Source organism: Flavobacterium sp. P3_A6 (assembly GCF_056403035.1).
In genome coordinates, this window is record NZ_JBFUGG010000001.1 from 383,351 (window position 1) to 408,746 (window position 25,396).

General features: G+C 34.3%; 11 protein-coding genes and 1 pseudogene. 9 read left to right on the forward strand and 3 right to left on the reverse strand.

Annotated features, from left to right (window positions below; all coding sequences use genetic code 11):
- The first annotated feature begins 628 nt into the window (after positions 1-628).
- The 8 genes from AC1DVP_RS01635 to AC1DVP_RS01670 all read left to right on the forward strand — a co-directional run bounded on the left by AC1DVP_RS01635 (position 629) and on the right by AC1DVP_RS01670 (position 15,626).
- Positions 629-3,832, forward strand: coding sequence for a SusC/RagA family TonB-linked outer membrane protein (locus AC1DVP_RS01635; RefSeq protein ID WP_477181814.1), 3,204 nt, complete (start codon positions 629-631; stop codon positions 3,830-3,832).
- A gap of 10 nt (positions 3,833-3,842) precedes the next feature.
- The gene (locus tag AC1DVP_RS01640) at positions 3,843-5,732 is read left to right on the forward strand and encodes a RagB/SusD family nutrient uptake outer membrane protein (protein ID WP_477181815.1); all 1,890 of its coding nucleotides are present in this window, start codon (positions 3,843-3,845) and stop codon (positions 5,730-5,732) included.
- Between the two features lie 45 nt (positions 5,733-5,777).
- A complete protein-coding gene (locus AC1DVP_RS01645; RefSeq protein ID WP_477181816.1) occupies positions 5,778-8,801 on the forward strand; it encodes a SusC/RagA family TonB-linked outer membrane protein in 3,024 nt (1,007 codons plus the stop codon).
- Positions 8,802-8,828: 27 nt separating this feature from the next.
- Entirely contained in the window at positions 8,829-10,565 is a 1,737-nt protein-coding gene (locus AC1DVP_RS01650; RefSeq protein WP_477181817.1) for a RagB/SusD family nutrient uptake outer membrane protein, read from the forward strand.
- A 52-nt stretch (positions 10,566-10,617) separates the two neighbouring features.
- Positions 10,618-11,649, forward strand: a complete 1,032-nt coding sequence (locus AC1DVP_RS01655) for a DUF5627 domain-containing protein (protein WP_477181818.1) — start codon at positions 10,618-10,620, stop codon at positions 11,647-11,649.
- A gap of 43 nt (positions 11,650-11,692) precedes the next feature.
- Complete coding sequence (locus AC1DVP_RS01660) at positions 11,693-13,366, forward strand: endo-1,4-beta-xylanase (RefSeq protein WP_477181819.1); 1,674 nt, start codon at positions 11,693-11,695, stop codon at positions 13,364-13,366.
- Between the two features lie 5 nt (positions 13,367-13,371).
- Positions 13,372-14,610, forward strand: coding sequence for a cellulase family glycosylhydrolase (locus AC1DVP_RS01665; RefSeq protein WP_477181820.1), 1,239 nt, complete (start codon positions 13,372-13,374; stop codon positions 14,608-14,610).
- A 455-nt stretch (positions 14,611-15,065) separates the two neighbouring features.
- Positions 15,066-15,626, forward strand: a complete 561-nt coding sequence (locus tag AC1DVP_RS01670) for an IS1595 family transposase (protein WP_477181821.1) — start codon at positions 15,066-15,068, stop codon at positions 15,624-15,626.
- Positions 15,627-15,971: 345 nt separating this feature from the next.
- Here the strand turns inward: AC1DVP_RS01670 and AC1DVP_RS01675 are convergent.
- The 3 genes and pseudogenes from AC1DVP_RS01675 to AC1DVP_RS01685 form a co-directional block, all read right to left on the reverse strand.
- Positions 15,972-16,313 (reverse strand): annotated as a pseudogene (locus AC1DVP_RS01675) (transposase); the annotation flags it as partial.
- Positions 16,314-16,540: 227 nt separating this feature from the next.
- Entirely contained in the window at positions 16,541-20,620 is a 4,080-nt protein-coding gene (locus AC1DVP_RS01680) for a hybrid sensor histidine kinase/response regulator transcription factor (RefSeq protein WP_477181822.1), read from the reverse strand.
- Between the two features lie 698 nt (positions 20,621-21,318).
- On the reverse strand, positions 21,319-21,984 hold the full coding sequence (locus AC1DVP_RS01685) for an NUDIX hydrolase (RefSeq protein WP_477181867.1): 666 nt from the start codon (positions 21,982-21,984) through the stop codon (positions 21,319-21,321).
- A gap of 557 nt (positions 21,985-22,541) precedes the next feature.
- Here AC1DVP_RS01685 and AC1DVP_RS01690 point away from each other — a divergent pair.
- Positions 22,542-24,998, forward strand: a complete 2,457-nt coding sequence (locus AC1DVP_RS01690) for a glycoside hydrolase family 95 protein (RefSeq protein ID WP_477181823.1) — start codon at positions 22,542-22,544, stop codon at positions 24,996-24,998.
- Positions 24,999-25,396 lie beyond the last annotated feature (398 nt).

The following is a 25,396-nucleotide window of genomic DNA, read 5'->3' on the forward strand; positions in this document are numbered from 1 at the left end:
TTTTTTTATTGATATGATAATAATTAAGGCTTTATTTTTTGATACTATAATTTTATTGTTAAATAATAAGTCTAAAAGTATTGAAGAATATTCTTATTCTTTCTAAAGGCTGATTTTATTAGAATAATATCTTTTTAAAATGAAAAACAGAATCTAATGTTTAAATTTTAAATAAGTGCTACAGTGAAAAAATTGTATTGAAGAATTAAAAATTAAAAATAACCAAAACAATTAACCAAGATTTTATTAACCATTATGACCAAAATTTTACTTTTTCGGAAAGCTTTTTTAAGAGCTGTTTTTTTTAGACGGCCCTTAATCCTTAAATCTTATGAGGAATATAAAAGCAATGAGGCACAAAAAACATTCAAGAATCTTTTACTTAACAAATGGAGTATGGCTTTAGGCAACTTTGTCAAGACAATTTATCACCCGCGAATTCAAATGGTTTTACTTAAACAGTGAGGGTTTGAATATGGTATTATAAATAGCAGCCTGAATTAAAGTAAAAGTATTATCAACTCCGGCTGGAAAAATATAAAATTAAATTTAATCAAGTCTGTATCTGTTTATCAGCAGTATTGATAACAGTATAAAGTATAGATCAAGTTCAAAATATTTAAATAACATGAAAATAAAATTATCTAAAATTCTAAACGGAGCTATGTATCTGCCTTTAGGAGTTTTGTTTCAGTTTTTGTTTATCACCCAATTATCGGCTGCAGAGAATGGTTTCTCTGGTTCAAGATATGTTGTAAACAGTAACATTAAGCAGCAAATTACAGTTACTGGAAAGGTAACATCGTCAGAAGACGGCAGAGGCGTGCCAGGAACTACAGTTTCGGTAAAAGGCGCAACAAATTCAAGTGTTTCCACTGATTTCGACGGAAGATATACAATTAATGTGCCGTCTGATGCAGTTTTGGTATACAGCTTTGTTGGATTTAAAACTGTTGAAAGACCAGTTAACAATAACACAGAGATCAATGTGGTACTGACACCTGAGAAAACATCCTTAGATGAGGTTATTGTAGTAGGGTACGGAAAGCAGAAAAAAGCAAGTTTAGTAGCTGCAATTACTCAGGTCTCTGGAAAAGTCCTGGAACGTGCCGGCGGTGTTCAAAGTATTGGTGCCGCATTGACTGGTAATGTACCAGGTTTGATAACATCGGCCAGTTCAGGTATGCCTGGTGAGGAAGATCCTCAGCTATTTATACGTGGTGCAAGTACATGGAATAATGCACAGCCTCTTATTATGGTTGACGGTGTAGAGCGGCCAATAAATAGTATTGAGATTACTTCTGTAGAATCTGTTTCGGTATTAAAAGATGCATCAGCGACTGCTGTTTATGGAGTTAGAGGTGCAAATGGAGTAATACTTATTACTACTAAAAGAGGACAGTCTGGTAAGGCATTGATAAGGACTACTTTTAATACGACCATGAAAACCCTATCTAAATTACCTGCTAAGCTAGATTCTTATGACGGGTTAATGGTTAAAAACAGTGTCATCGAAAACGAGCTGGCATTAAGTCCATCAAGCTGGGCTGATTACGTTCCTCAGGCTATTATTAATAAGTATAGATATCCAGCAAGTGTAGAAGAATCTGAACGCTATCCTAATGTAGACTGGCAGAATGCTTTATTTAATGACTATGCAATGTCTTATAATGCAAGTTTAAATGTAAGCGGCGGTACTAAATCTGTGAAATATTTCGCAGCAGCTGATTTTTTAAGTGAAGGCGATATGTTTAAAAAGTATAATAATAATAGAGGGTATGATCCTGGATATGGCTTTAACCGTCTGAATGTTAGAAGCAATTTAGATTTTCAAGTTACCTCTAGTACAGTGTTTAAAGTAGGTCTTGCTGGTTCCCGTGGCGTGAAGAAAAGCCCTTGGGGTGCTTCTGGAGGTGAATATACTATGTGGGATGCAGCATATTCAACAGCTCCAGATGTTTTCCTGCCTTATTATGCGGATGGTTCATGGGGGTATTATGCGCCAAATCAAGGAAAAGCATCAAATTCTGTAGCGAATCTTGCGAGAAGCGGTATTCAATATGTGACTACAACAAGGATTAACACGGATTTTACACTCGAACAAAATTTTGACAAATGGGTAAAAGGGCTAAGTTTTAAAGGAATGCTTGCCTTAGATAACTCTTTTGTAGAAGGAGACAGAGGTATAAGTGATTTATTTAATGATGCGCAGGAAAAGTATATAGATCCAGTTACCGGCGTGGTCCTTTTCAAAAAATCTTATGATTCTAATAACAGGTTTGATTTTCAGGAAGGCGTAAAGTGGAGCACTACCGGAGGGTCCGTGCGGGATTGGAATACTTACCGTAAACGTTTTTATCAATTACAGTTAAATTATCAAACAAATATTGCTGATGATCATCATGTAACCGCTTTGGGACTTTTTAGCAGAGATCAGCAGGCAATGGGAAGCGAGATTCCTCATTATAGAGAGGACTGGGTATTCCGTACTACATATAATTATGCCGATAAATATTTTATTGAATATAATGGAGCCTACAATGGATCTGAAAAGTTTGGCAAGGCAAATCGTTTTGCATTTTTCTCTTCCGGAGGTTTAAGCTGGATTATTTCCAAAGAAAATTTTATGAAGAGTACTGAATCGTTCCTTGATTTATTAAAGATTAGAGCTACTTATGGCGAGATTGGTGATGATAATATTAATGGCAGATTTCTTTATCAATCTCAATGGGCATATGGCGGTACTTCGGTTTTAGGAACAACTGGCGAAGGAGCAGAGGCAAGTCCTTATACTTGGTATAAGCAAGCAACTGTAGGTAATGAAGATGTACACTGGGAGAAAGCAAAGAAAAGCGATATAGGTGCTGATTTTTCTTTCTTTAAAGGATTTGTCACTGGTACTTTTGATTATTATAAAGAAGACCGAACTGATATTTTATTAGCTGGTGGCAGCAGGGCAATCCCTTCTTATTATGGTGCTGTGGCACCGGTTGCAAATTTAGGTCAAGTTCAAAATAAAGGATATGAATTAGAATTAAAGTTCAATCATACTTTTGGAAATGGTTTGAATTTATGGTGGACAACTAATTTCACTCATGCAAAAAATAAAATTATAAGCGCAGATAATCCTGAATTACTGCCAAATTATCAAAAAAGCGAAGGATATTCTATTGGTCAGGCTCATTCGTATGTAAGCCAAGGTTACTACAATACTTGGGATGAGTTATATGCCAGTACAGTTCATAGTACAAATGATGCGGCAAAACTTCCAGGTAATTATAATATCCTAGATTATAATGGTGACGGCGTCATCGATTCTAAAGATAATATCCCTTTTGGCTATACAGGAACGCCACAAAATACTTATAATAATACTATTGGTATTAATTGGAAAGGTTTCAGTGCGTTTGTGCAGTTTTATGGCGTAAATAATGTTACCAGACAAGTTGTTCTTACAAGTTTATCAGGCCAAAATCATGTTGTGTATGATCAAGGATCCTACTGGTCACAAGATAACACGAATGCAGATCAGCCAATGCCTCGTTGGCTTGCTACAGCTAGTGAATATAACAACGGAAGCAGGTATATGTATGACGGATCCTACCTTCGTTTGAAAAATGCTGAGATTGCTTACACTTTCGACGGAAAAACAAATTGGATAAAAACGTCTGGGCTTCAAAGCATCCGATTTTATTTAAATGGAAATAATTTGTTTTTATGGTCTAATATGCCCGATGATAGAGAAGCAAATTATGCAGGAACAGGCTGGGCATCACAAGGTGCTTACCCTACTGTAAAAAGGTTCAATTTGGGAGCTAACATTATATTCTAAAATTACAACTATGACGAATTATATTAAAATAATATCAAAGTACAGCTTACTTATAGGCTTGCTTTTACTTTCAGGATCCTGTAATGATTATCTTGAAAAATCTCCTGATTCAGATATATCTCCTGAAGAGGCTTTCAAAAATTTTGAAAATTTTCAAGGATTCACTGAGGAATTGTACCAAAGTGTTCCAGATTTCACTAATGGATATTGGACAAATTCATGGAATTGGGGAGAAGATGAAATTCAATCTACGGCCCGTGATTTTCACTTTATATGTAAGATAGATAAGGGAGATTTTTGGGGCTGGCAAAGAGAGTATGACGGATGGCAGGCTGGCTGGATGAACAGAAATAATGTCAGCACGGATAATGACCGTATGCATAAAGATTTGTGGACATTAGGCTGGGCAGGTATTCGTAAGGCAAATATTGGTCTTGCTAATATCGATAAAATGACTGAGTATACTCAAGAAGAAAAGGATTTAATCAAAGGACAGCTATTGTTTTTTAGAGGATGGTTTCATTTTGAGTTCATGCAGTATTTTGGAGGTCTTCCTTATATTGATGAAGTACTTCCTAGTGATCAGCCGCTTAAACTGCCAAGACTTAGCTATCAAGCATGTGCTGATAAAGCGGCTAGCGATTTCAGGGCAGCTGCTGACTTACTTCCTACCAATTGGGATAATACAGTTATTGGAAAAAGAACATTAGGAAAGAATGAACTTAGGATCAATAAAATAATGGCTCTAGGATATTTAGGTAAAAATTATTTATGGGCAGGAAGTCCGTTAATGAATAAGGTATCTACTGGAAATGCTTCTTATAATGCAGAATATTGTAAAAAAGCGGCTGCAGCTTTTGCAGAATTATTAAATATTACTGAAAGCGGCACTTCACAATATAAATTAATGCCGTTTGCAAAATATAGTGATAATTTTTATACAACCGGAAGTAACTGGAAAATGCCAGGAGGTACTGAAGCTATTTTCAGAGGTCCTTACTGGGGAGCAAACGGATCTAACTGGGGTACTTCTAAGCAGTATCAGCCAGCGCCTCAAATATGTGACGGGGATGTAAAATTCCTGCCTACAGCTAATTATGTTGATAATTATGGAATGGCGAATGGAAAACCTATTAAAGATATAACTAAAGCAGATGCAGATTCAGGATATGATCCAAGGTATCCTTGGAAAGGCCGTGATCCCCGTTTTTACAATGACATTGTATATGATGGTGTAAAATGCGTTACAGGTTCTATTCCAGCTGCTGAAGAAAGTAATCGTTATGCAAACCTATATACTAACGGCAGTTACCGAAATATAAGTACAGGAAGCAGAACTGGTTATTTACTATATAAGTTTATTCCTAGAAGTGCAAATAAGTTTGATGATGGATTTGGATATGGTAATAACTTAAATATTCATCTTCCTTGGATGCGTTTGTCTGATATCTACATTATGTATGCTGAAGCGGCAGCTCAAGGTTATGGCTCTGCTACAGGAAAAGATCCAAAATATACAGGAACTGCTGTAGATGCTATAAATGTAATTCGTGACAGAGCTGGCGTTGGACACGTAGCAACAGATTACTTAGGTTCATTAGATTTATTTATGAACGAGCTTAGACGTGAACGTGCTGTGGAGCTAAGTTTTGAAGGACACCGTTTTAATGATCTGCGCCGCTGGTTATTATTGATTCAGAGTCCATATACAATTAAAAAATCTATTGAATTTGATCGTGCTACACCATTTGATGCAACAAAACCAAGCGAAAATAGAGTTATTAATATTCGTGAGGAAGTGATTTTGGTGAGAAATTTTAGCGAAAAGCATTATTGGCTTCCGTTAAAAAATGCAGATGTAAATATGTATTTAGAATTTTCACAAAATCCTGGATGGTAATTAAAATGATTATTTTAAAAAATTTAAAAATAAAATTATAGAATAATGAGATATATACAACTTAAAATAGTGTTATGTTTTGTGCTATTTGCTTTCTTACCTGCCAAGATTTTCGCTCAAATTGACCAAAAATTAAATTTAGCTGGAATTGTTATCGGAGCAGGAGGAAAACCAATTGAGAATGCAGCTGTTGTCAGTAAAAAAGATAATGTTAAAGTAGCTACCGATAAGAGCGGAAGCTACTCTATAACCGTAACAGCTGATACAGATATCGAGTTTAGCGCTGCTGGTTATACTACACTTGTACTAAAAGCGACAGCTGCCATAAGTGACATAAATTTAAACAAAGAAAATTCAAATTTAGTTCAGGTTGCTTTCAAGAAAGAAGAAAGTAAGGATTTAATGGGAGGTGTTTCTTTTGTAAATCTGCCTGAAATTTCACAAAAAAACTATACAACTTCTAGTTTAGATGGAGTAAATGCTTTAATCGGAGGATTTAATGGCAGTATCTGGGGAATGGGTGGCTATTTAGTATTAGTAGATGGAGCTCCCCGTGATGTCAATACAGTATTATCTACTGAGATTGAACAAATCACTTTTCTAAAAGGAGTTTCTGCGGCCGCACTTTATGGAAGCCGTGCAGCAAAAGGGGTAATTTGTGTTACAACGAAAAAAGGTAAAGTACAGAAACAGCAGATTACAACAAGATTTGATAATGGAGTATTTGTACCTAAGAGCCTTCCAAAATATTTAGGTTCTGCAGAATATATGCATTATTATAATCAAGCCCGAGTTAATGATGGTTTAGATCCAACATATTCAGATGGAACTATTTATAATTATGCAGCAGGCAAAAATCCATATAGATATGCTGATGTTAATTATTATGCACCAAAATACGTTAAGGAGTTTTATTTTAATTATGATGCAAATGTTGAGATAACAGGAGGTAATAAATCGGCACGATACTATACGGTTGTTAATTTTTCATCTCAGCAGGATCCTTTGCAAAGTTTTGGAGAAGCAGCAAATAATAACAACAATAGATTTAATGTAAGAGGGAATGTAGATCTTCAAATTAATGACCGAATTTCAGCAACAATTGGGGCAAATGCGATATATAGCAATTCCAGAGGGGTAAATACAAACTACTGGAATAGTGCTGCTACTCTGCGACCTTATCTATTTAGCCCATTAGTACCGATCAGTATGATTGAACCAAGCGATGATGCATCAATGGCTCTTGTAAAAAACAGTAATTATATAGTTGATGGGCAATATTTATTAGGCGGTACACAGCTTAATCCTACTAACCCTTTTGCAAGTATTTATGCTGGAGGCCATAATACCTTTACAAGCCGTCAGTTTCAGTTTAATACAGGGATTAATGTTGAGTTAGGCGATGTGATCAATGGGCTGACTTTTCATACTGATTTTGCAGTTGATTATTCTAATTCGTACAACCAGTCCTATAATAACACTTATGCGACATACGAAGCATCTTGGAATAACTATGCAGGCATGGATCAGATTACTTCCTTGACAAAGTATGGAAAAGATTCAAAAACAGGTATTGAGAACATCAGCGGGAGTTCTCTTTCTCAAACGGTTGCTTTTTCCGGGCAGTTTAATTATGTGAAAAAAATAAATGAAAAGCATAATTTATCTGCAATGCTTATTGGTTCAGGATATCAACAGAGTCTTTCTGGTATTTACCATAAAACAAGCAATGCTAATTTAGGTTTGAATTTATCATACAATTTTGATCAGAAATACTATGCAGAATTTAATGGTGCATTTGTACATTCTGCCAAATTTGCAGAAGGTAACCGTGAAGGATTTTCTCCTACCATGTCTTTAGGCTGGAAATTATCTGAAGAAGATTTTATGAAAGATTTGACAGCTGTTAATAATTTAAAATTGAGTGTTTCAGGAGGTATTTTAAATACAGATTTAGATGTTTCAAATTATTACTTATATGAAAGTATATATAGCCAGACAGACGGACAGTGGTTCAGCTGGAGAGACGGTGCTCTTAACAGAAGTACTGATGCCAGAAGAGGTGAAAATTTAGATTTAGGTTTTGCAAAGAGAAATGAGCTGAGTGCTGGATTAGAAGGAGCATTCTTTAAGAACTTTATAACCTTAAATACTAACTTTTTTGTTAGTGAAGTTAATGGAAATGTTATTCAGGCTTCAAGTTTGTATCCAAATTATTTTGTTACGAATTTCCCTAACACTTCATTCCTGCCATATATTAATTATAATGATGATAAACGTATTGGGTTTGATTTTGATGTAAGATTCAATAAAAAAGTTGGAAATGTTGATTTAGCACTTGGATTAACAGGTACTTATCTAGATACTCAAGCAACTAAGAGAGCCGAATTATACGATGACAGTTATCAAAATAGACAAGGAAGACCTTTAGATGCGCTTTGGGGCCTTAGAAGTGACGGCTTTTTTATGGATGCGCTTGATATTACTAATTCACCTTCTCAAACTTTTGGACAAGTTAAACCAGGAGATATTAAATATATAGATCAGAATGGTGATGGCATTGTCGACAATAAAGACGAAGTTTATTTAGGTAAAGCAGGCTGGAATGGAGCTCCATTTACATTTGGTATTAATTTTACTTCTAAATGGAATAATTTCACATTTTTTACGATTTTTACAGGACAAACAGGTGCTTATGCAATGAAAAATAGCTCTTATTTTCAGATGGACGGTGAAGACAAGTATTCAGTTAATGTGCGTGACAGCTGGACAGAAGAGACTAAAGAAACGGCAATTTATCCAAGATTATCTTCATTGAACAGCGATAATAATTTCCGTTCCTCAGATTTTTGGATGTATAGTACTAACAGAGTAAATCTTTCCAAAATACAGCTTACATATGACTTTCCAAAAAAGGTACTTCAAAAAACTTTTTTTAATGGGCTTAGTGTTTATGCACTTGGATCTAACCTGTTAACGCTATCTCAAAACAGAGATGTTATGGAATTAAATATCGGAAGTGCACCACAAACTAGATATTATAATCTTGGTGTTAAAGCATTATTTTAAATTTTAAAAACACTTAATTTAATTATTATGAAAATAAAAGTATTAATTTTTATATCCGTTCTGTTTGTTTTTTGCAGCTGCGATGATTTGATTGATCCAGCAATAGAAAACAATAGAGGGCTTGAAGATATGTATGCTGAAGCTGAATATGCACAAGGAATTCTTCTTAATGCTTATACAAGACTGCCCGGGAACAGCTGGTCATTTAATGATGCAGCAACAGATGATGCTGTAACAAATGATATATCAAGTGGCTATCTTAAGATAGCAACAGGTCAATGGACTTCAAACTTTAACCCATTGGATCAATGGACAAATTCAAGAGCAGCTATTCAGTATTTGAATATTTTTCTTTCTGAAGCGGGTAAAGTAAAATGGGCAAAAGATGAAAAAGTAAGTCTTTTGTTTAGAGACCGTTTGATGGGTGAGGCGTATGGACTGAGAGCTTTATATATGTATTATTTGCTTCAGGCTCATGCAGGTACAGCGACTAATGATCAGCTATTAGGAGTGCCAGTACTTTTGGCGCCGGAAACGGCAAGTTCAAACTTTAATGTTGCACGTTCTTCTTTTGAAGATTGTATGAAACAATTGTACAGTGATGTAAAAAAAGCTACTGAATTACTGCCGTTAGATTTTGAAGATGCTGCAACACTGCCTCCAGGTTACGATAATTTAAGTGATTACAATCGCGTTTTTGGACAATATGCGAGACAAAGAATGTCTTCTAGGATTGCGCAAGTTGTAAGAGCGCAAGCTGCTTTATTGGCTGCTAGTCCAGCTTTTAGCGCAGGAAATACAACAACTTGGGATGACGCGGCTAAATATGCCGGCGCATTGTTGAACCTGAATGGCGGAGTTTCTGGGATAGCTTCTAATGGATTGAACTGGTTCAGTGATGTTGATGAGTTAAAAGCTATGGGAGCTGGAGTTAATCCTCCAGAGATTCTTTGGAGAGGTGATATTGGTGATAGTAATAATTTAGAAAGCGATAATTTTCCTCCAACTCTTTTTGGAAAAGGACGTATCAATCCAACACAGAATTTAGTTGATGCTTTCCCAATGGCAAACGGTTATCCTATTTCTGCTGCTGGCAGTAATTACGATGCGACAAAGCCTTATGACAACCGTGATCCTCGTTTGAAAAAATTCATTTTAGTAAACCAGTCAACTGCGGGAGTAAGTAATTCTGTAATTACTACAGCTAGTGACGGTACTACAAATGATGCATTAAACAAGGTTGGTACTTCAACCCGTACTGGTTATTATATGAGAAAATTACTGCGCCAGGATGTGAATTTAAATCCAACTTCAATCAATAATCAGAGACATTATAAACCGCGTATGAGATATACTGAATTGTATCTTATTTATGCGGAAGCTGCAAATGAAGCATGGGGACCAACAGCAACAGGTTCTATAGGATTCTCGGCTTATGATGTTGTTAAAGCTTTAAGAAAAAGAGCTGGAATTGTGCAGCCTGATCCTTACTTGGAATCTATTAAAGCAGACAAAACGGAAATGCGCAACTTAATTAGAAACGAGCGCCGTTTGGAACTATGTTTTGAAGGATTTAGATTTTGGGATTTGCGCAGATGGAATTCAAATTTAAATGTTTCAGCAGATGGGGATAAGATCCAAGGCGGTATCCATCAAAAAATTACTGTTGAAAGCAGACTTTATAAAGACTATATGAAATTTGGGCCAATTCCATATTCAGAAGCTCTTAAGTTTAATGCTTTACTGCAAAACAAGGGATGGTAGAACAATAAGGCTCTACTTAGTGTATAAGGAAATTTAATATAATTAAAGAAAAATGAAAAACAAAATATTTTTAATGCTAACAGCTGTGGTTGTCTCTCTGACTTCATGTACTAATCAAGATGCAGAGTTTGATAATTATGATCATCAGTCGGTTTATTTTGCTTATCAATACCCTGTCCGAACAATAACATTGGGAGAAGACATATTTGATACGACTTTAGACAATCAGCACAAGTGCAAAATAATGGGAACTTTAGGCGGTGTTTATAGTAATGATAAAGATGTAACCATTGATATTGCTGTTGCAAATTCGTTGCCTGTGGGTTTCTTATTTAATGCTGGCGAAAATGAAATTGTTGCTATGCCAAGCAGCTATTATACACTTTCAAGCAATCAGATTGTTATTCCAAAAGGTCAGATTACAGGAGGTGTTGAGGTACAATTGTCTGATGCTTTTTTTGCGGATCCTCTATCAGTAAAAAAGACATATGTTATTCCTATTGAAATGAAAAAAGTAGTTAATGCTGATACTATCCTTTCTGGAAAGGCTCTAGTGCCTAATCCATTAAAACTATTAAGCACAGACTGGAGCAGTGCGCCCAAAGATTATGTTTTATATGCTGTAAAGTATGTAAATCCTTGGGACGGCAATTATTTAAGAAGAGGAAAAGATGTCATTGTTGGAAATAATGGAAATACGGCTCTTAATAAAACAGTTGTCAGACATACTGCCTATGTAGAAACTGATCAAGTTTCCAAAATTAATACCCGATCATTAAATACGATTGATTTTCCAGTTACTGTCAAAGATGCTAATGGGGTTAATATCAATTTTAATCTGACACTTACATTTGATAACGAAAATAAATGTACAGTCTCCGGAAGCAGTGCATCATTTACAGCAAGCGGTACAGGTAAGTTTGTGAAAAAAGGAGAAAAAAATAGTTGGGGAAGTAAAGACCGAGATGCTCTTTATCTTGATTATAAAGTAAATTTCCAAGATTTTAATGTAACTACAAAAGATACATTAGTATTGCGTGATAGAGGTGTAACTGCAGCTGTTTATAGTCCAGTTAAAAAATAATTGAAAATTTTATTAAAAATTAAAAATTAAAAATTTAAAGAAGATGAATAAATTATACAAAATACTGCTATTGTCTTCAGTTTTGGCGATGGCTGCATCCTGTACAAACGATAATGCTTTAAAGTACGATTATGAAAAACCCGCCAGCATTGCCAAACAGGAAGAAATTAATGTCTATTCTGATTTAAAAAGCTATGTAGACAGAACAGCTAATCCTAATTTTAAATTAGGTGCTGGTATTTCATTGAATGATTATACAAGTAAAAGCTTGATGTATAGATTAGTTAACAAGAATTTTGATGAGATTACTTTGGGTTATGAAATGAAACATGGCGCAATTGTACAAGCAGATGGGAGTCTTGCTCTTGACAATGTCAATAAACTGCTAAAAACAGCTAAAGAAGCTAATGTTTCTGTTTTTGGACACACACTCTGCTGGCATGCGAATCAAAATGCAACTTATCTTAAAAAACTCATTGCTCCAGATGTTCTATCATCAACAGGTCCAGGTTGGAATCTGATAACTGCAAATGATTTTGAGACTGCTGATGCATCCAATTATCAGTTCAATTCTAATGTAACAGCATCGTTTACAGCTGCAGGTCAGGGTGCAAATGGAACAGGTAGAGCACTTAAATTAACAAATGCCAGTGTGCGTGCTAATGAATGGGATGCACAGTTTTACATAAAGTTTTCTCCAGCTGTACAAGTGGGGGACAAATACAGACTTACTATGGATATTCGTGCTGATGCTGCGGCAACTTCTCCTACACAGGCACAATTAAATCCTGGAGGTTATAAGCACTGGGATTTCTTTGGCAATCTTTCTTATACTACCGCATGGACGACTTATATTAAAGAGATTACAGTTACTTCAAATATGGCAGACTGTAATACAATTGCCTTTAATCTTGGAAAAACTGCCACCAGTTTTTACTATGATAATCTCAAAATAGAAAAGTATAGCGCAACTGGAAGTGTTCAAACAAAAGAGAAAACACCAGAGCAGAAGAAAGCTATCATTGGTGATGCACTGGATAAATGGATAACAGGGATGGTTAAAAACTGTGCTCCCTATGTTAATGCATGGGATGTTGTCAATGAGCCAATGGATGATGGAAAACCGTATGAATTAAAAACTGGCGTAGGTAAAGTAAATATGGCTGGCGATGAATTCTACTGGCAAGATTATCTGGGGAAAGATTATGCAGTTGAGGCGTTTAGACTTGCTAGAAAAAGTGGTAATCCAACAGATAAATTATTTGTTAATGACTACAACCTTGAATATAGTATGGATAAATGTAAAGGCCTTATCCAGTATGTAAGTTATATTGAAAGTAAAGGGCAAAAAGTTGATGGAATTGGCACTCAGATGCATATTGGCATAAATTCTGATAAAGATAAAATTAATACAATGTTTCAATTACTGGCTGCTACAGGTAAACTTATAAAGGTTTCAGAACTAGATGTAGCTGCAGGTCTTAATCCAACAGAATCAGATCTTAAAAAACAAGCCGATATGTATAAATATGTTGTGGATATGTATGTGAAAAACATTCCGGTAAATCAGAGATACGGAATTACTGTATGGGGATTAACGGATAGTAAATCTGATTCTTCGTGGTTACCAGGTCAGCATCAAGGTTTGTGGGATCTTAATTATAATCGTAAGTCTTCTTATGTAAGCTTTGCTGAGGGACTTAAGGGAATTAAGTAATAATTATGAAAGTCAATTTATTATTTACAGGAATAATTTTGTTTGTATTTTTAAGTTGTGAAAAGGATGATGTTCCTGTAAAAGAAACATCTCCAATTGAGGCTGCGATATCGTGGCCTCAAAAAACGCCGCAGCTAAAGGTAGAAGGTAAGTTTTTGAAAGATCCTTGTGGCAATAAAGTTTTATTGCATGGGGTAGCCATTACTCCAAGTCCTTGGTTTAATGGATGCGCGGCTGGTCAGTGCAGATGGGATAACTATGATGTAACTGGCTGTTTAAAGTACAATAACGGTGTAATTGACAAGCTTTCAAATAGTAAGAATGAAGATTGGTATTTAAATTATATTAGACTGCATATTGACCCATATTGGTCTAATAACCCAGGTGCCGCTACAAAAGGGGAAGATGATATTTCTCAATTTAATTTTGAAAGATTTAAAACAGCTGTTGATCAAGTTATTATTCCGCTTATTGAGCATGCTAAGTCAAGAGGGATGTATGTAATTCTTCGTCCTCCTGGTGTTTGTCCTCAGAAAATTGATGTTGGTGGTGATTATTATAATTATTTATTTAAGATCTGGGATTATTTGTCAAATCATGGAGGCTTAAAAAATGCTGAAAATGTTATGTTCGAATTGGCTAATGAGCCAGTTAACATCAAAAGCACCAACGGCGATTATGGCAGTAATACTCAATCTCATTTTGATGCTTTGAAACTGTTTTTTCAGCCAATGGTTAATAAGATTCGGTCAAATGGAGCAAATAATATTATTTGGATTCCTGGTTCTGGATATCAATCGCAGTATAAAGGATATGCTGTAAACCGGATTGAAGGGACAAATATTGGATATGCTGTACATATCTATCCAGGATATTGGGGCAGAGACAATAATGACCCTATGGTCTTTAGAGCAAATTGGAATGAAAACATTAAACCGGTTGCTGATTTCGCTCCAATTGCTGTTACAGAAATTGATTGGGCTCCAGAAGGATATAATGTATGGGGAAAAGGCGGAGTAACCGGAACAGCAGGACAAAAAGGGTTTGGAGCTAATTTTAAAGTTTTAGCAGATGAGTCTGGAAATGTTATCTGGAACTTGCTGTCTCCTGAAAATCTTATTGATAATGGATCTTTAAATGGTGGAATTGCATATAATAGCGATCCTGAGGCTTGTGCTTTTCCTGTTCATAAATGGTTTAAAGAATATGCAAAAAAATCAGTTATATGTAATTCTGTAAAATAAAGACGTTTGTTTTGTGTATTGGTTTTGATTAACAATTAGTTAGTGTGGTTTGGATATCCTATTAGGCTCTAATTATTAAAGCGGAAGAATATTTGCTGGATAAGAGGGGCTTAAGGGATATTCTATTTAAATTTTTTGTTATTGTTTCTATCGATTGATCAGCAGACCATGCTGATTTGGATGAAAGTCCCGGGAGAAATTATTATGATGTGTTTTGGCAGACCGAGAAACTTTTCAAATGCCTGCAGACTGGAGCGGTGAGTTCCAAATATTAGAAAATGGTTTTGTCCCCCCTAAAACCAAAATTAAAAATGCTTGCCGGTGTTGAGAACCAGACAGGCAAAACTGATTCGACCACTGCAAATAATGCTCAGACTTAATTGATTCACATCAAATAATTTATCGAATTATATACATAAAAAACACTTTTTTGTTTACAGTAAAATTTTAAGAATATGGAAATTATATTTAATGGCGAAGAGGTTTTAGAGTTTATAAAAATATTTCCTGACGACGAAAGCTGTCGGGAATTTATTGCAAATGAGAAGTGGAAAGACGGTTATAAATGTAAGCGTTGTAATAATACAAAGTATGTTCATTTTGAGAAGCATAATAAAAGAGAATGTACTAAATGCAGATATAATGAGAGCTCAACTGCAGGAACTCTTTTTCATAGAGTCAAATTTGGAATTCAAAAAGCATTTTGCATTGTCTTTGAAATGGCATGTACAAACAAATCGATATCCTCAATCCATATTGCAAAACGCTATGAAATAACTCAAAAGACTGCTTGGTTATTTATTCAAAAAGTAAAACTTGCGATGAAAGCTTCTAAAAAGTATCCGATGAAAGGAAATCTACAAGCTGATGAATTTGCAATTGGAGGAAAAGAAACGAAAGGTAGAAATTTTGACAGTAAGAAAACAGAAGCTGTTTGCGATGTTGTATTGACAGATGAAGGGAAGATAAAAGAGGCCATGCAAATGTTATTGATGATTATTCTGCAAAGCCGATAAATCGCTATTTGATTCGAATGTAAGTAAAATTATCTGTTTTTTTTTAAATAAAAGAATCACAAACCATTTTGACCACATTGCCTTTCTTTAAATTATGGAAAAAAGCAAAATGTTTCCTTTTAGCAGATTACTTCACTATACTTTTATCGGAGTTCAATGAACATTGTTAGAAGTAGAAATTCTTTTGAATCGTCTCGTCCCAAAAGACGAGAACAACATAGATTACTTCGTCAGTTCGCTATCGTTCGTGTGCAATGGAAAGCGGGACGATGCTTGCTTCAGCAATGCCTTGAGGCACCTCTTTTAAGGGAATTTTAATTGTTAATTCTTTTATTAAGAGTATAATTAAATGTATTGGTTTTTGATATTGTTTATAGGTCTGTCAAATTCAAAATTATTGATATATTGAATCAAAGTCAATGCTGTTATTTTTGCCAAAATTCTAGTTTTAAATCCCATGAAAGATTTAGCATAATTTCTTCTGATTAAGAATTGGCCGCATAGTTGTGAAAATAATGTTTCAATTCTTTTTCTTGATTTCCTGAAAATATACGATTGTGGTTTATAATCTTTCTGATTAATTCTTTTTGGCGTTTCAAGTTGAATGTTTACTGTTTGAAATAAGTCCAACTGAATAGATTCTGACAAATAGCCTCTGATTCCAAGAAGCACACAATCAGACATTTTTCTTTTCGTCGAACGTCTGATTTGTAATTTGATTCAAAAATTCAAAGAACTTATAATTTCTAAAACCTTAAAATAATTTTTAACTATATCTACATGGATATTGGTTTGTTTTCCGACTTCAGTATGTTTGTTTTCAGTGTGTTGACTAGTATCTAACATCTTCATTTACTTCATTTTTTTATCTTAAATAATTATACCCAACGGGTTATTGATCACTATTTTAAATATTATGAAACTTTATTAGTATGCTCTTTTTTTTTGAGCCTTTCTTCCATGTATGCTTTTGGCGCCATCCCATAGAACTGCTTGAAACTTGTTGAGAACTTTGAAATGTTTGAAAACCCTACTAAGTAAGCGACTTCCGAAATGTTTATCTGTTTGGACGCTAATAATTCACCAGCCTGTTTCAGCCTAATGTTGCGTATAAGATCTCTTGATGACTGGTTGGTTAATTCTTTTAGTTTTCTATGAAGATGCACTCTGCTTATTCCAATTTCCACGGCGATCATTTCTACATTCAAATCTGGATTACTCAGATTGTTATTGACAAAATTCATTATTTTCTGAATTAGCTTTTCGTCAGCAGATTCCATTGTGATTTTTTTGATTTTATCCTCCTGTGCCTGATTGCCGCTGTAATTGTTTTTTAATAATTCTCTTGTCCGAATAAGATTTAGTATCGTCTTTTTTAATATTTCCATATTAAATGGCTTGGTAATATAAGCATCTGCACCAATGTTGAGTCCTTCTAATTGATCATGATCGTGGGATTTTGCTGTTAACAGAATCACAGGAATATGATTAATATTGATGTTTCTCTTTACTTTGCGGCAAAATGTAACACCATCCATTACAGGCATTTTAACGTCGCTTATAATTAGATCCAAGGAGTCTTTTAAAACTATTTCTAAAGCCTCTTTACCATTGATACTGGTAATGACTTTGTAGTGTGCTGATAATTCTTTAAATAAATATTCTCTGATTTCGTCATTGTCATCGACAACTAAAATTCTTTTTCTGCCTGCTGTACTGTTGCTAAATGGCTGATCAATATAGTCTAATGAAGGAATCTGCAAAGTGGATAGGACTAAATCGTTATTCTGTTCATGAGTATCATTCTCTTCCTCTTTTTCTTCTTTCATGTACTCAGTTCCCATGGGCAGCTGTATAATAAAACGGCATCCCGGAGCTTCAATATTATTTTCAGCCGTTATGTTTCCATTGTGAAGTTCAATAATTGATCTTGTGAGATGCAGACCAATGCCGGTACCTTCAGTATGGGTTAATCTACTGTTGCTGGATTGGTAAAAGCGATCAAATATTTTTGCCAGTTCGCTCTCATTTATTCCTATTCCGTTGTCAGCAATAGTTATAGTAAAACAGGAAATCTCTTTATTGTCTTGATATAATTTTGAATCTTCCTCAATAAAAATTTCAATATTTCCTTCATTATGCACAAATTTAACCGCATTGGAAAGCACATTCTGAATTATCCTGTCAAAATATTTTGGATCTATCTGCGCATAGAGTTCAGGTTTTTTGTAATGGAATTTTAATTTAATATTTTTTGTCTGAATCTGCTCTTCGAACAGCAGGCAGCTTTCTTTTAAGGAGTTTATTATTTCTGTCCGCTCAAGGTTCAGGGATATTTGTCCCTGATCAATTTTACGAACATCCATTACCTGATTGACCAGCTGAAGGATTTTTTCAGAATTGCGATGCATTACCATGTACGATTTCTGCCTTGCGGTATCTTGATCCGTACTCATTAATTTGAGCAAAGGATTGATAACTAATGAAATTGGAGATTTTATATCATGTGAAATGTTTGTCAAAAACTGAAGTTTAGCTTCATTTACCTGCTTGTTTTGTAAATGTTCCTGTAATTTTATTTTAGTTAATTTTCTTTGATTAATCTGCTGTATAGTAATATATGCCGCACCAAAAAAGAGTGCCCAATAAAACAATTTGGCCCATATTGAAAAATACCATGCGGGATGTACAGTTATTGCCAATTGGCGAATATTTGAATATTTGCCATAGACTTCTGCTTTTACCTGAAAATTATAAGTTCCAGGTTCAAGATCGTTAAATGTGACGTTGTTTATGCCCTGCTGCAGTTTATTCCATTTGTTATTTTCCAAAGAGTAGAAGTAAGTTATATGCCGCTGATTGTTAAAATCCATAGTAGAGAACTCAATACTGAAAGAATTGTCCTCATGTCCCAAATCGACTGTTTTGGCATCAATAAGAGCACTGTTTACTATCTCAAACTGGTCAGATTTCATCCCTTTTTTTACCGATTTGTTCTGAATATAAAAGCCAGTTATATAAACATTAGTGCTTTTTTCATTATATTTTATCATTTCAGGATCAAAATACGTTACGCCTTTCATCCCTCCAAATATAATCTGGCCTTTATTGTCTTGAAATGAAGCATTTTTACTGAATTCATTTCCCTGAAGGCCGTCATTAAAATTGAAATTAAAAAATTTCTTGCTTTGTGGATTGAACCGCGATATGCCACTGTTAGTGCTGATCCATAAATTACCGCTTTTGTCTGCCTGTATCGCAGAAATTATATTACTGGGCAAATTATTATCAGTTGTATAAATAACGGGTTTCCCTTTTTTTGGCTGATAAATAAGCCCGTCAGATGAACCAATCCATAAATTTCCGATTTTATCTTCATGTAAGTCGTATATTATTCTTTTAGGAAATGTATGGTTTAGCGAGCCTTTTTTAATATAAGTCTTAGTTTTCAGGTCCATACAGTATAGTCCGTCATAAGTCCCAATATAAAGCTTATTATTTTGGGCAGGTAAAAGACAGTTCACACACCAATTTCCTAAAGTATTATTACTGTCTTTTGAGTTTGAATTATAGTTAACCACTTTATGGGTAGTAAGATCCATGCAATATAGCCCAGAACCCAGAGTGCCTATCCATAATTGTTTATTCTGATCTTCAGCTAGGTTATAAATATTTTCTACTGGTTTATTTTCTTTACTGAAAATATTATCTATGAATTCGAAGTTGTTAGTGCTGCGGTTAAGTTTTGCCAATCCATGCAGGTAAGTGCCAATCCATAAATCATCATTTGAATCTTCAAAAATGCACATAATTGCAAGTCGGCTGAAACCATTTTTTTCAAAAGTGTAATGATATTTTTTTTTATTTTTATCTGAAATGCCATAAAGGCCACCTCCGTCAGTTCCTACCCATAAAACGCCTTTTCTGTCTCGGAATACGGACATGACACAGCTTGAACCAATGATGTTATTGTTAACGGACTGGTATCCTATGTAGTTAAAATTGTTTTCTTTGGGAGGAAGCTGCAATACTCCTTTTTGATATAGTCCCATCCATAGATTTCCTGCCCGGTCTTTAAGGATGGAATGAACTTTGGACATTGTAAAATCAAAATTGGCAACATTAAAGTTAGCGACTGAAAGCTTCTTTTTTTCAGGATCATAATTATACAATCCCATTCCGTCAGTTCCCATCAGTATTTGATTGTTTTTAATCAAAAATAATTTTTTAATAGGAAGTGATTTTGAGTTTGTAAATGACTCGAATTTCTGCTCAGATCTGTTGTAAATAAAAAGACCGTTGTTAAGCGTACCTAAAAATAAGTTTCCTTTTTTATCTTCGCAAATACTGGTAATATTGGTCAAATGATCCTTTGAAACAAAAAATTGTTTTATGTTATTATGGCTGTCTATCCTCCAAAGTCCTCTGTCTTGTGTTAAAATCCATAAATTTTGATTTTTGTCTTCATAAAGATCATGAATCATTGTGGTGGGAATCTGGATATTCAGATGATTTGCAACTGGGGTCTGTTTTTTAAAATCAATTTTAAAAATGCCATAACCTGAAGATCCTACTAAAATATCACCATTTTTTCGCTGTATCATGCAGCTTACATGAGGATTGAATTTCGTATTAGCATTATCAGTCATCAGAATCTCACTAAAAGAATCCGTTGCATGATTATAGATTTGAAGGCCATCGATAAAACCAAAAAATAAATTTTTGTTTTTGTCTTCAAAAATTGATTTTATGTAGTTATTAAGAACAGTTCCGGCATTGTTTTTTCTGCGTTTGTAGATAACAAACTTTGCTCCATCATAACGATTTAAGCCATCTTCGGTCGCAATCCAGATGTATCCTTTACTGTCTTGGTACATAGAATTTATCAAACTGCTTGATAACTGCGAATCTGAAGTATATAGTATTCCTGATTGAGACTTTGCTTGACAGGAAATCAGCAGCGATATAATTATTAGTATTTTAAAGGTTTTCATGAAATATAATGAGTTAGAAAAAATTGATCTAAAAAAATAAAAACGGGAGTCTTCTCAAAAAACTGTTTTATTGAAGACAAGTTATAAAATGATTTATATAGAAATCTTTAAACGTACTAAAGAGTTTGTAAAAAATAAAGAACCTGATGCAATTCCCGCATGAATTAAATTTAAAAAATATTCCATTTTGAATTCTCTCAATAGGCGGTCATCTTGATAAAAAAGTTAGACCTATCCGGAATTGTTTACTATCCTCTTAAAGAAAAACGTAATGGACTTTTATATATTCTAGTATTATAGAGCGTGATAAATTACTTTAATGAGAATAATATTTGGAGTGTTTTTTATATATAGTCTAATTGACTACAATTTTAAGAGATATATTTTATATCAGCAAATTTTTCTTAAATAAGTGGTTGTTTTTTCTTGTATTTGATTCTAAATTTTAGTGTTATAATTTCATTTTAATCAGAAAAAATACAAAAAACATAAATAATATTTAATTTTTATTGATAAATGTAAAAAACACATTTAATTTGTGTGATAACTTTGTTTTTTATTGAAAATTGTGTAATTCTTTTTTTAAATATTTTTTATATGTAATTTCTGTTTAAAACTACGATGCTGATAAGATCTTATTTTGGTATTATCAAAAGGTGGTGTTAATAGACTGCATAAATAAGAATATTGGTTTGTTGTTAGAATTCGAAACTGAACCCTTTTTTAGTCAGTTTTTCGTAAATCTCAGGATCAAATTCATACAGCTGGGCAGCTCTGTATTTTGTATTTTGCCGTTTTTCGGGAAGAATCTTAAGCAGTTTCATATTCAGGAATTTACGTCTAAAGTTAGGTTTGTCCATTTCGTATCCTAAAATTTCTTCATATAAATGCATAAGTTCAAGCAAAGTGAATTTTTTTGGAAGCAATGAAAAACCTATAGGCGCTTTTTTAACTTCTTTCCGAAGCTTTTTAAGAGCATACTTCAATATTTTACTGTGATCGAAGACTAGTTCGGGTATTTCGTTGATGTTATACCATTGTGCGTCAGAGATGTTGCCGCCTGCTGTGATGTTGTAGTCTGTACGTTTGATTACGGCATAGTAGCCTATTGTAATAACCCGAGCAGCTGGATAACGGTCTGGTGCGCCGAAAGCTTTTAGCTGCTTGAGATAAATTTGGTCAAGCCCTGTAACTTTTTTGAGTAGTCTGTGTGCGGCTTCTTTTATATGTTCTTTCTCGGTAATCCATCCGCCGGGAAGCCCCCACTGACCTATAGATACTCCTTCGCCATGTTGCACAAGAAGAATTTTAAGGCTTCCGTTGTCATAGCCAAATACTGCACAGTCAATGGTAATGTCTCTCATTACCCACGTAGTCTCATTTTTGTCAATTTTTTTGTTTTTTTTGTTTTCTGCCACAACTAAGAACTGTTTTTTTGTAAGATAAAATCTAGGGTAGTATAATTTTTTCAAGCAAAAATATTAAAAACATACTATATATTGTCACTGTGACTATATTAATGTTGGAATTAGTCCTTTTTTTTTGCTGAAAATGTAATAATTGTAGACACGATACTTAATTTATTCTGCATTGAAAAAAATGATATATTTTTACACAATCGTTTGTGTTGATGTTTTTTTTAAAGATTATTTATTTTTAAGTATATAATTTTATTAATTCATTTATAAAAATGTTATTTTTTTTAAATGTAAATTTTATGAAAAACACCAGAATTTGATAATCATTTATAACTTTTTTTAAGGCTGTTATAGCTGAATAGTATCAAAACAGTAATAAAAATATTGATTTTCTGTATCAATAAATTTGATTTGAACAAATCAGGAGTTATTACCCAAAACCAAACGATGTCAGTATATTCAGAGATGATGCATATATTTTAGAATCAGATTAATTATTTGCGATGAAAACTTTCTTTTTAACATTTTTATTTTTAGGATTTTCAGCGTACCCGCAGGGGGACAAAAATCTTAAATTATGGTACAATCAGCCTTCAGGAGAAACATGGGAAAATGCTCTGCCAATAGGTAATGGCTTTCTTGGAGCTATGGTATATGGGAATGTTGAACATGAAATTCTTCAATTGAATGAGAATACGGTATGGAGTGGCGGTCCTAATAGGAATGACAATCCAAACGCTTTAGCAGCTTTGCCGGAAATTCAAAAAATGATTTTTGATGGAAATTATAAAGAAGCTGAAGAATTAGGAAATAAAGCATTTATTTCAAAGAAGTCACAAGGACAGATATTTCAGCCAGTTGGAAATCTCAATTTATATTTTAATGGACATGAAAAGTATTCTAATTACAGACGGGAACTTGATATAGAAAATGCAGTTACGAAAACCAGCTATGAAGCTGATGGTGTGAAATATACCCGAGAGGCTTTTGTGTCATTTGCAGACAGGATTATAGTGATGAGAATTACTGCCAACAAAAAAGGAAGTATTTCATTCACGGCTAATTATACTTCGCCTCATAAGATTAAGAATTTTGCAGTTAACAATTCAAAAGATCTCGAAATTACGGGTACTGCGAGTGACCATGAAGGGGTAAAAGGATTAATTAAATTTAAAGGTATAACCCGTATTAAATTAGACAGTGGAAAATTATCAGAATCTGATGGTATGCTTACTGTAAAAGATGCTGATGCTGTTACTGTCTTTATATCAATAGCAACTAATTTTAATAATTATCATGATGTAAGCGGCAATGAAGGACAGCGTGCTGCCAATTATATGAATAAAGCTTTTGGTAAATCTTATGAGTCATTAAAAAAGGCTCATATTGTGGCTTATCAAAAATATTTTAATCGTATAAAACTTGATTTGGGAACAACTCCCGTTGCAGATCTGCCAACAGATGAACGTCTGAAAAATTTTAGAAATACAAATGATCCGCAGTTTGTGGCATTATATTATCAGTATGGGCGCTATTTGCTTATATCATCATCACAGCCCGGAGGACAGCCGGCTAATCTGCAGGGCATTTGGAATGGAAGCATCAATCCTGCTTGGGATAGTAAGTATACCATTAATATAAATGCTGAAATGAATTATTGGCCTGCTGAAAAAACAAACCTTTCAGAGCTGCATGCTCCTTTTTTAGAAATGGTAAAAGATTTAGCAGTAACGGGACAGGAAACTGCTAAAACGATGTATGGAGCAAGAGGATGGATGGCACATCATAATACCGATATTTGGCGCGCTACAGGTGCTGTTGACGGTGCTTTTTGGGGGCTATGGACTGCTGGAGGCGGATGGGCCAGCCAGCATTTGTGGGAACATTATCTTTACACTGGCGACAAAGCATTTTTGGCAGCTGTTTACCCGGCAATAAAAGGTGCTGCTTTATTTTATGCCGATTTTCTGGTCGAACATCCAAAATATAAATGGCTGGTAGTAAATCCTGGAAATTCTCCCGAAAATGCACCAAAAGCTCATAACGGCTCATCACTTGATGCTGGAACAACAATGGATAATCAAATTGTTTATGATGTTTTTAGTGCCACAATTCGGGCTGCACAAACTTTAAAAGAAGACACTGCTTTAATAGATACGCTGCAGCAGCTGCGCAGCCGGCTGGCGCCGATGCATGTTGGGAAACACAATCAGCTTCAGGAATGGTTAGACGATATTGATGATCCTAAAGACAATCATCGCCATGTTTCCCATTTGTATGGATTATTTCCTTCTAATCAAATTTCTGCCTATAGAACACCTGAATTATTTGCAGCAGCAAAAAACACTTTGCTGCAGCGTGGAGACGTATCAACAGGATGGAGTATGGGCTGGAAAATAAACTGGTGGGCAAAACTGCAGGATGGAAATCATGCTTACTCTCTTATAAAAAATCAATTGACTCCTTTGGGGGTAAATGCTGGCGGCGGCGGAACGTATAATAATCTTTTTGATGCGCATCCTCCATTTCAGATTGATGGAAATTTTGGATGCACTTCAGGAATTACTGAAATGCTGGTTCAAAGTTCAGATGGAGCAATTCATTTGCTTCCCGCATTACCTGATGTCTGGCCAGATGGCAGTGTTGAAGGAATACGTACCCGAGGCGGTTTTGAAATTGTTGAAATGGAATGGAAAAAATCTAAACTGACAAAATTAATTGTAAAATCAGCACTTGGCGGAAATTTAAGATTGCGTCTGCCAAATGCTATGAAACTAAAGTCAGGAGCTGAATTGGCAGTGGCAAATGGAGAAAATTCGAATCCGTTTTATTTTGTTAATGAAACGCCAGACGCAATAATATCTGCAGAATCAAAAATAAAACCATTGGATATAAAACCAACTATTCTTGTTGATATATCCACTAATAAGGGGAATATTATTTCGCTGGTAAGTAAATAAAACGGTTTTAAAAGGAGTGTAAATATTTGTTTCTTTTTTATTGCTGTAGATTTCTATTGAAAAAAGAGTTGAGTTTTTTTAGCTGAACTTGGGTTATTATCTACATATAAAGAATAGTATTCTAAGTATTTTTTTCGAAATAAAAATAATGATTAATACGGTTTTTTATTTTGTGTTTTTAGCAGTATTTATTGAGATAAGCTCTTTTTAAACGGTATAATTTTCAGGAAAAGACAATTAATATTGGTAATTATGGATATTTAATTTTTATGTTACGTAGTGTAAAGCATATGTAACAAATTAGTAATTCTTATCTGGTTTTAACAAATATATTTGAATTATTATTTTTTGGAATATAAAATAAAGAGTCGTTTAAATTTCTGAAAGTTTAATTTTTT

Coding starts and splice junctions, on each gene's coding strand:
- AC1DVP_RS01635 (WP_477181814.1), top strand. CDS start 629: ATGAAAATAAAATTATCTAAAATTCTAAACGGAGCTATGTATCTGCCT.
- AC1DVP_RS01640 (WP_477181815.1), top strand. CDS start 3,843: ATGACGAATTATATTAAAATAATATCAAAGTACAGCTTACTTATAGGC.
- AC1DVP_RS01645 (WP_477181816.1), top strand. CDS start 5,778: ATGAGATATATACAACTTAAAATAGTGTTATGTTTTGTGCTATTTGCT.
- AC1DVP_RS01650 (WP_477181817.1), top strand. CDS start 8,829: ATGAAAATAAAAGTATTAATTTTTATATCCGTTCTGTTTGTTTTTTGC.
- AC1DVP_RS01655 (WP_477181818.1), top strand. CDS start 10,618: ATGAAAAACAAAATATTTTTAATGCTAACAGCTGTGGTTGTCTCTCTG.
- AC1DVP_RS01660 (WP_477181819.1), top strand. CDS start 11,693: ATGAATAAATTATACAAAATACTGCTATTGTCTTCAGTTTTGGCGATG.
- AC1DVP_RS01665 (WP_477181820.1), top strand. CDS start 13,372: ATGAAAGTCAATTTATTATTTACAGGAATAATTTTGTTTGTATTTTTA.
- AC1DVP_RS01670 (WP_477181821.1), top strand. CDS start 15,066: ATGGAAATTATATTTAATGGCGAAGAGGTTTTAGAGTTTATAAAAATA.
- AC1DVP_RS01680 (WP_477181822.1), bottom strand. CDS start 20,620: ATGAAAACCTTTAAAATACTAATAATTATATCGCTGCTGATTTCCTGT.
- AC1DVP_RS01685 (WP_477181867.1), bottom strand. CDS start 21,984: ATGAGAGACATTACCATTGACTGTGCAGTATTTGGCTATGACAACGGA.
- AC1DVP_RS01690 (WP_477181823.1), top strand. CDS start 22,542: ATGAAAACTTTCTTTTTAACATTTTTATTTTTAGGATTTTCAGCGTAC.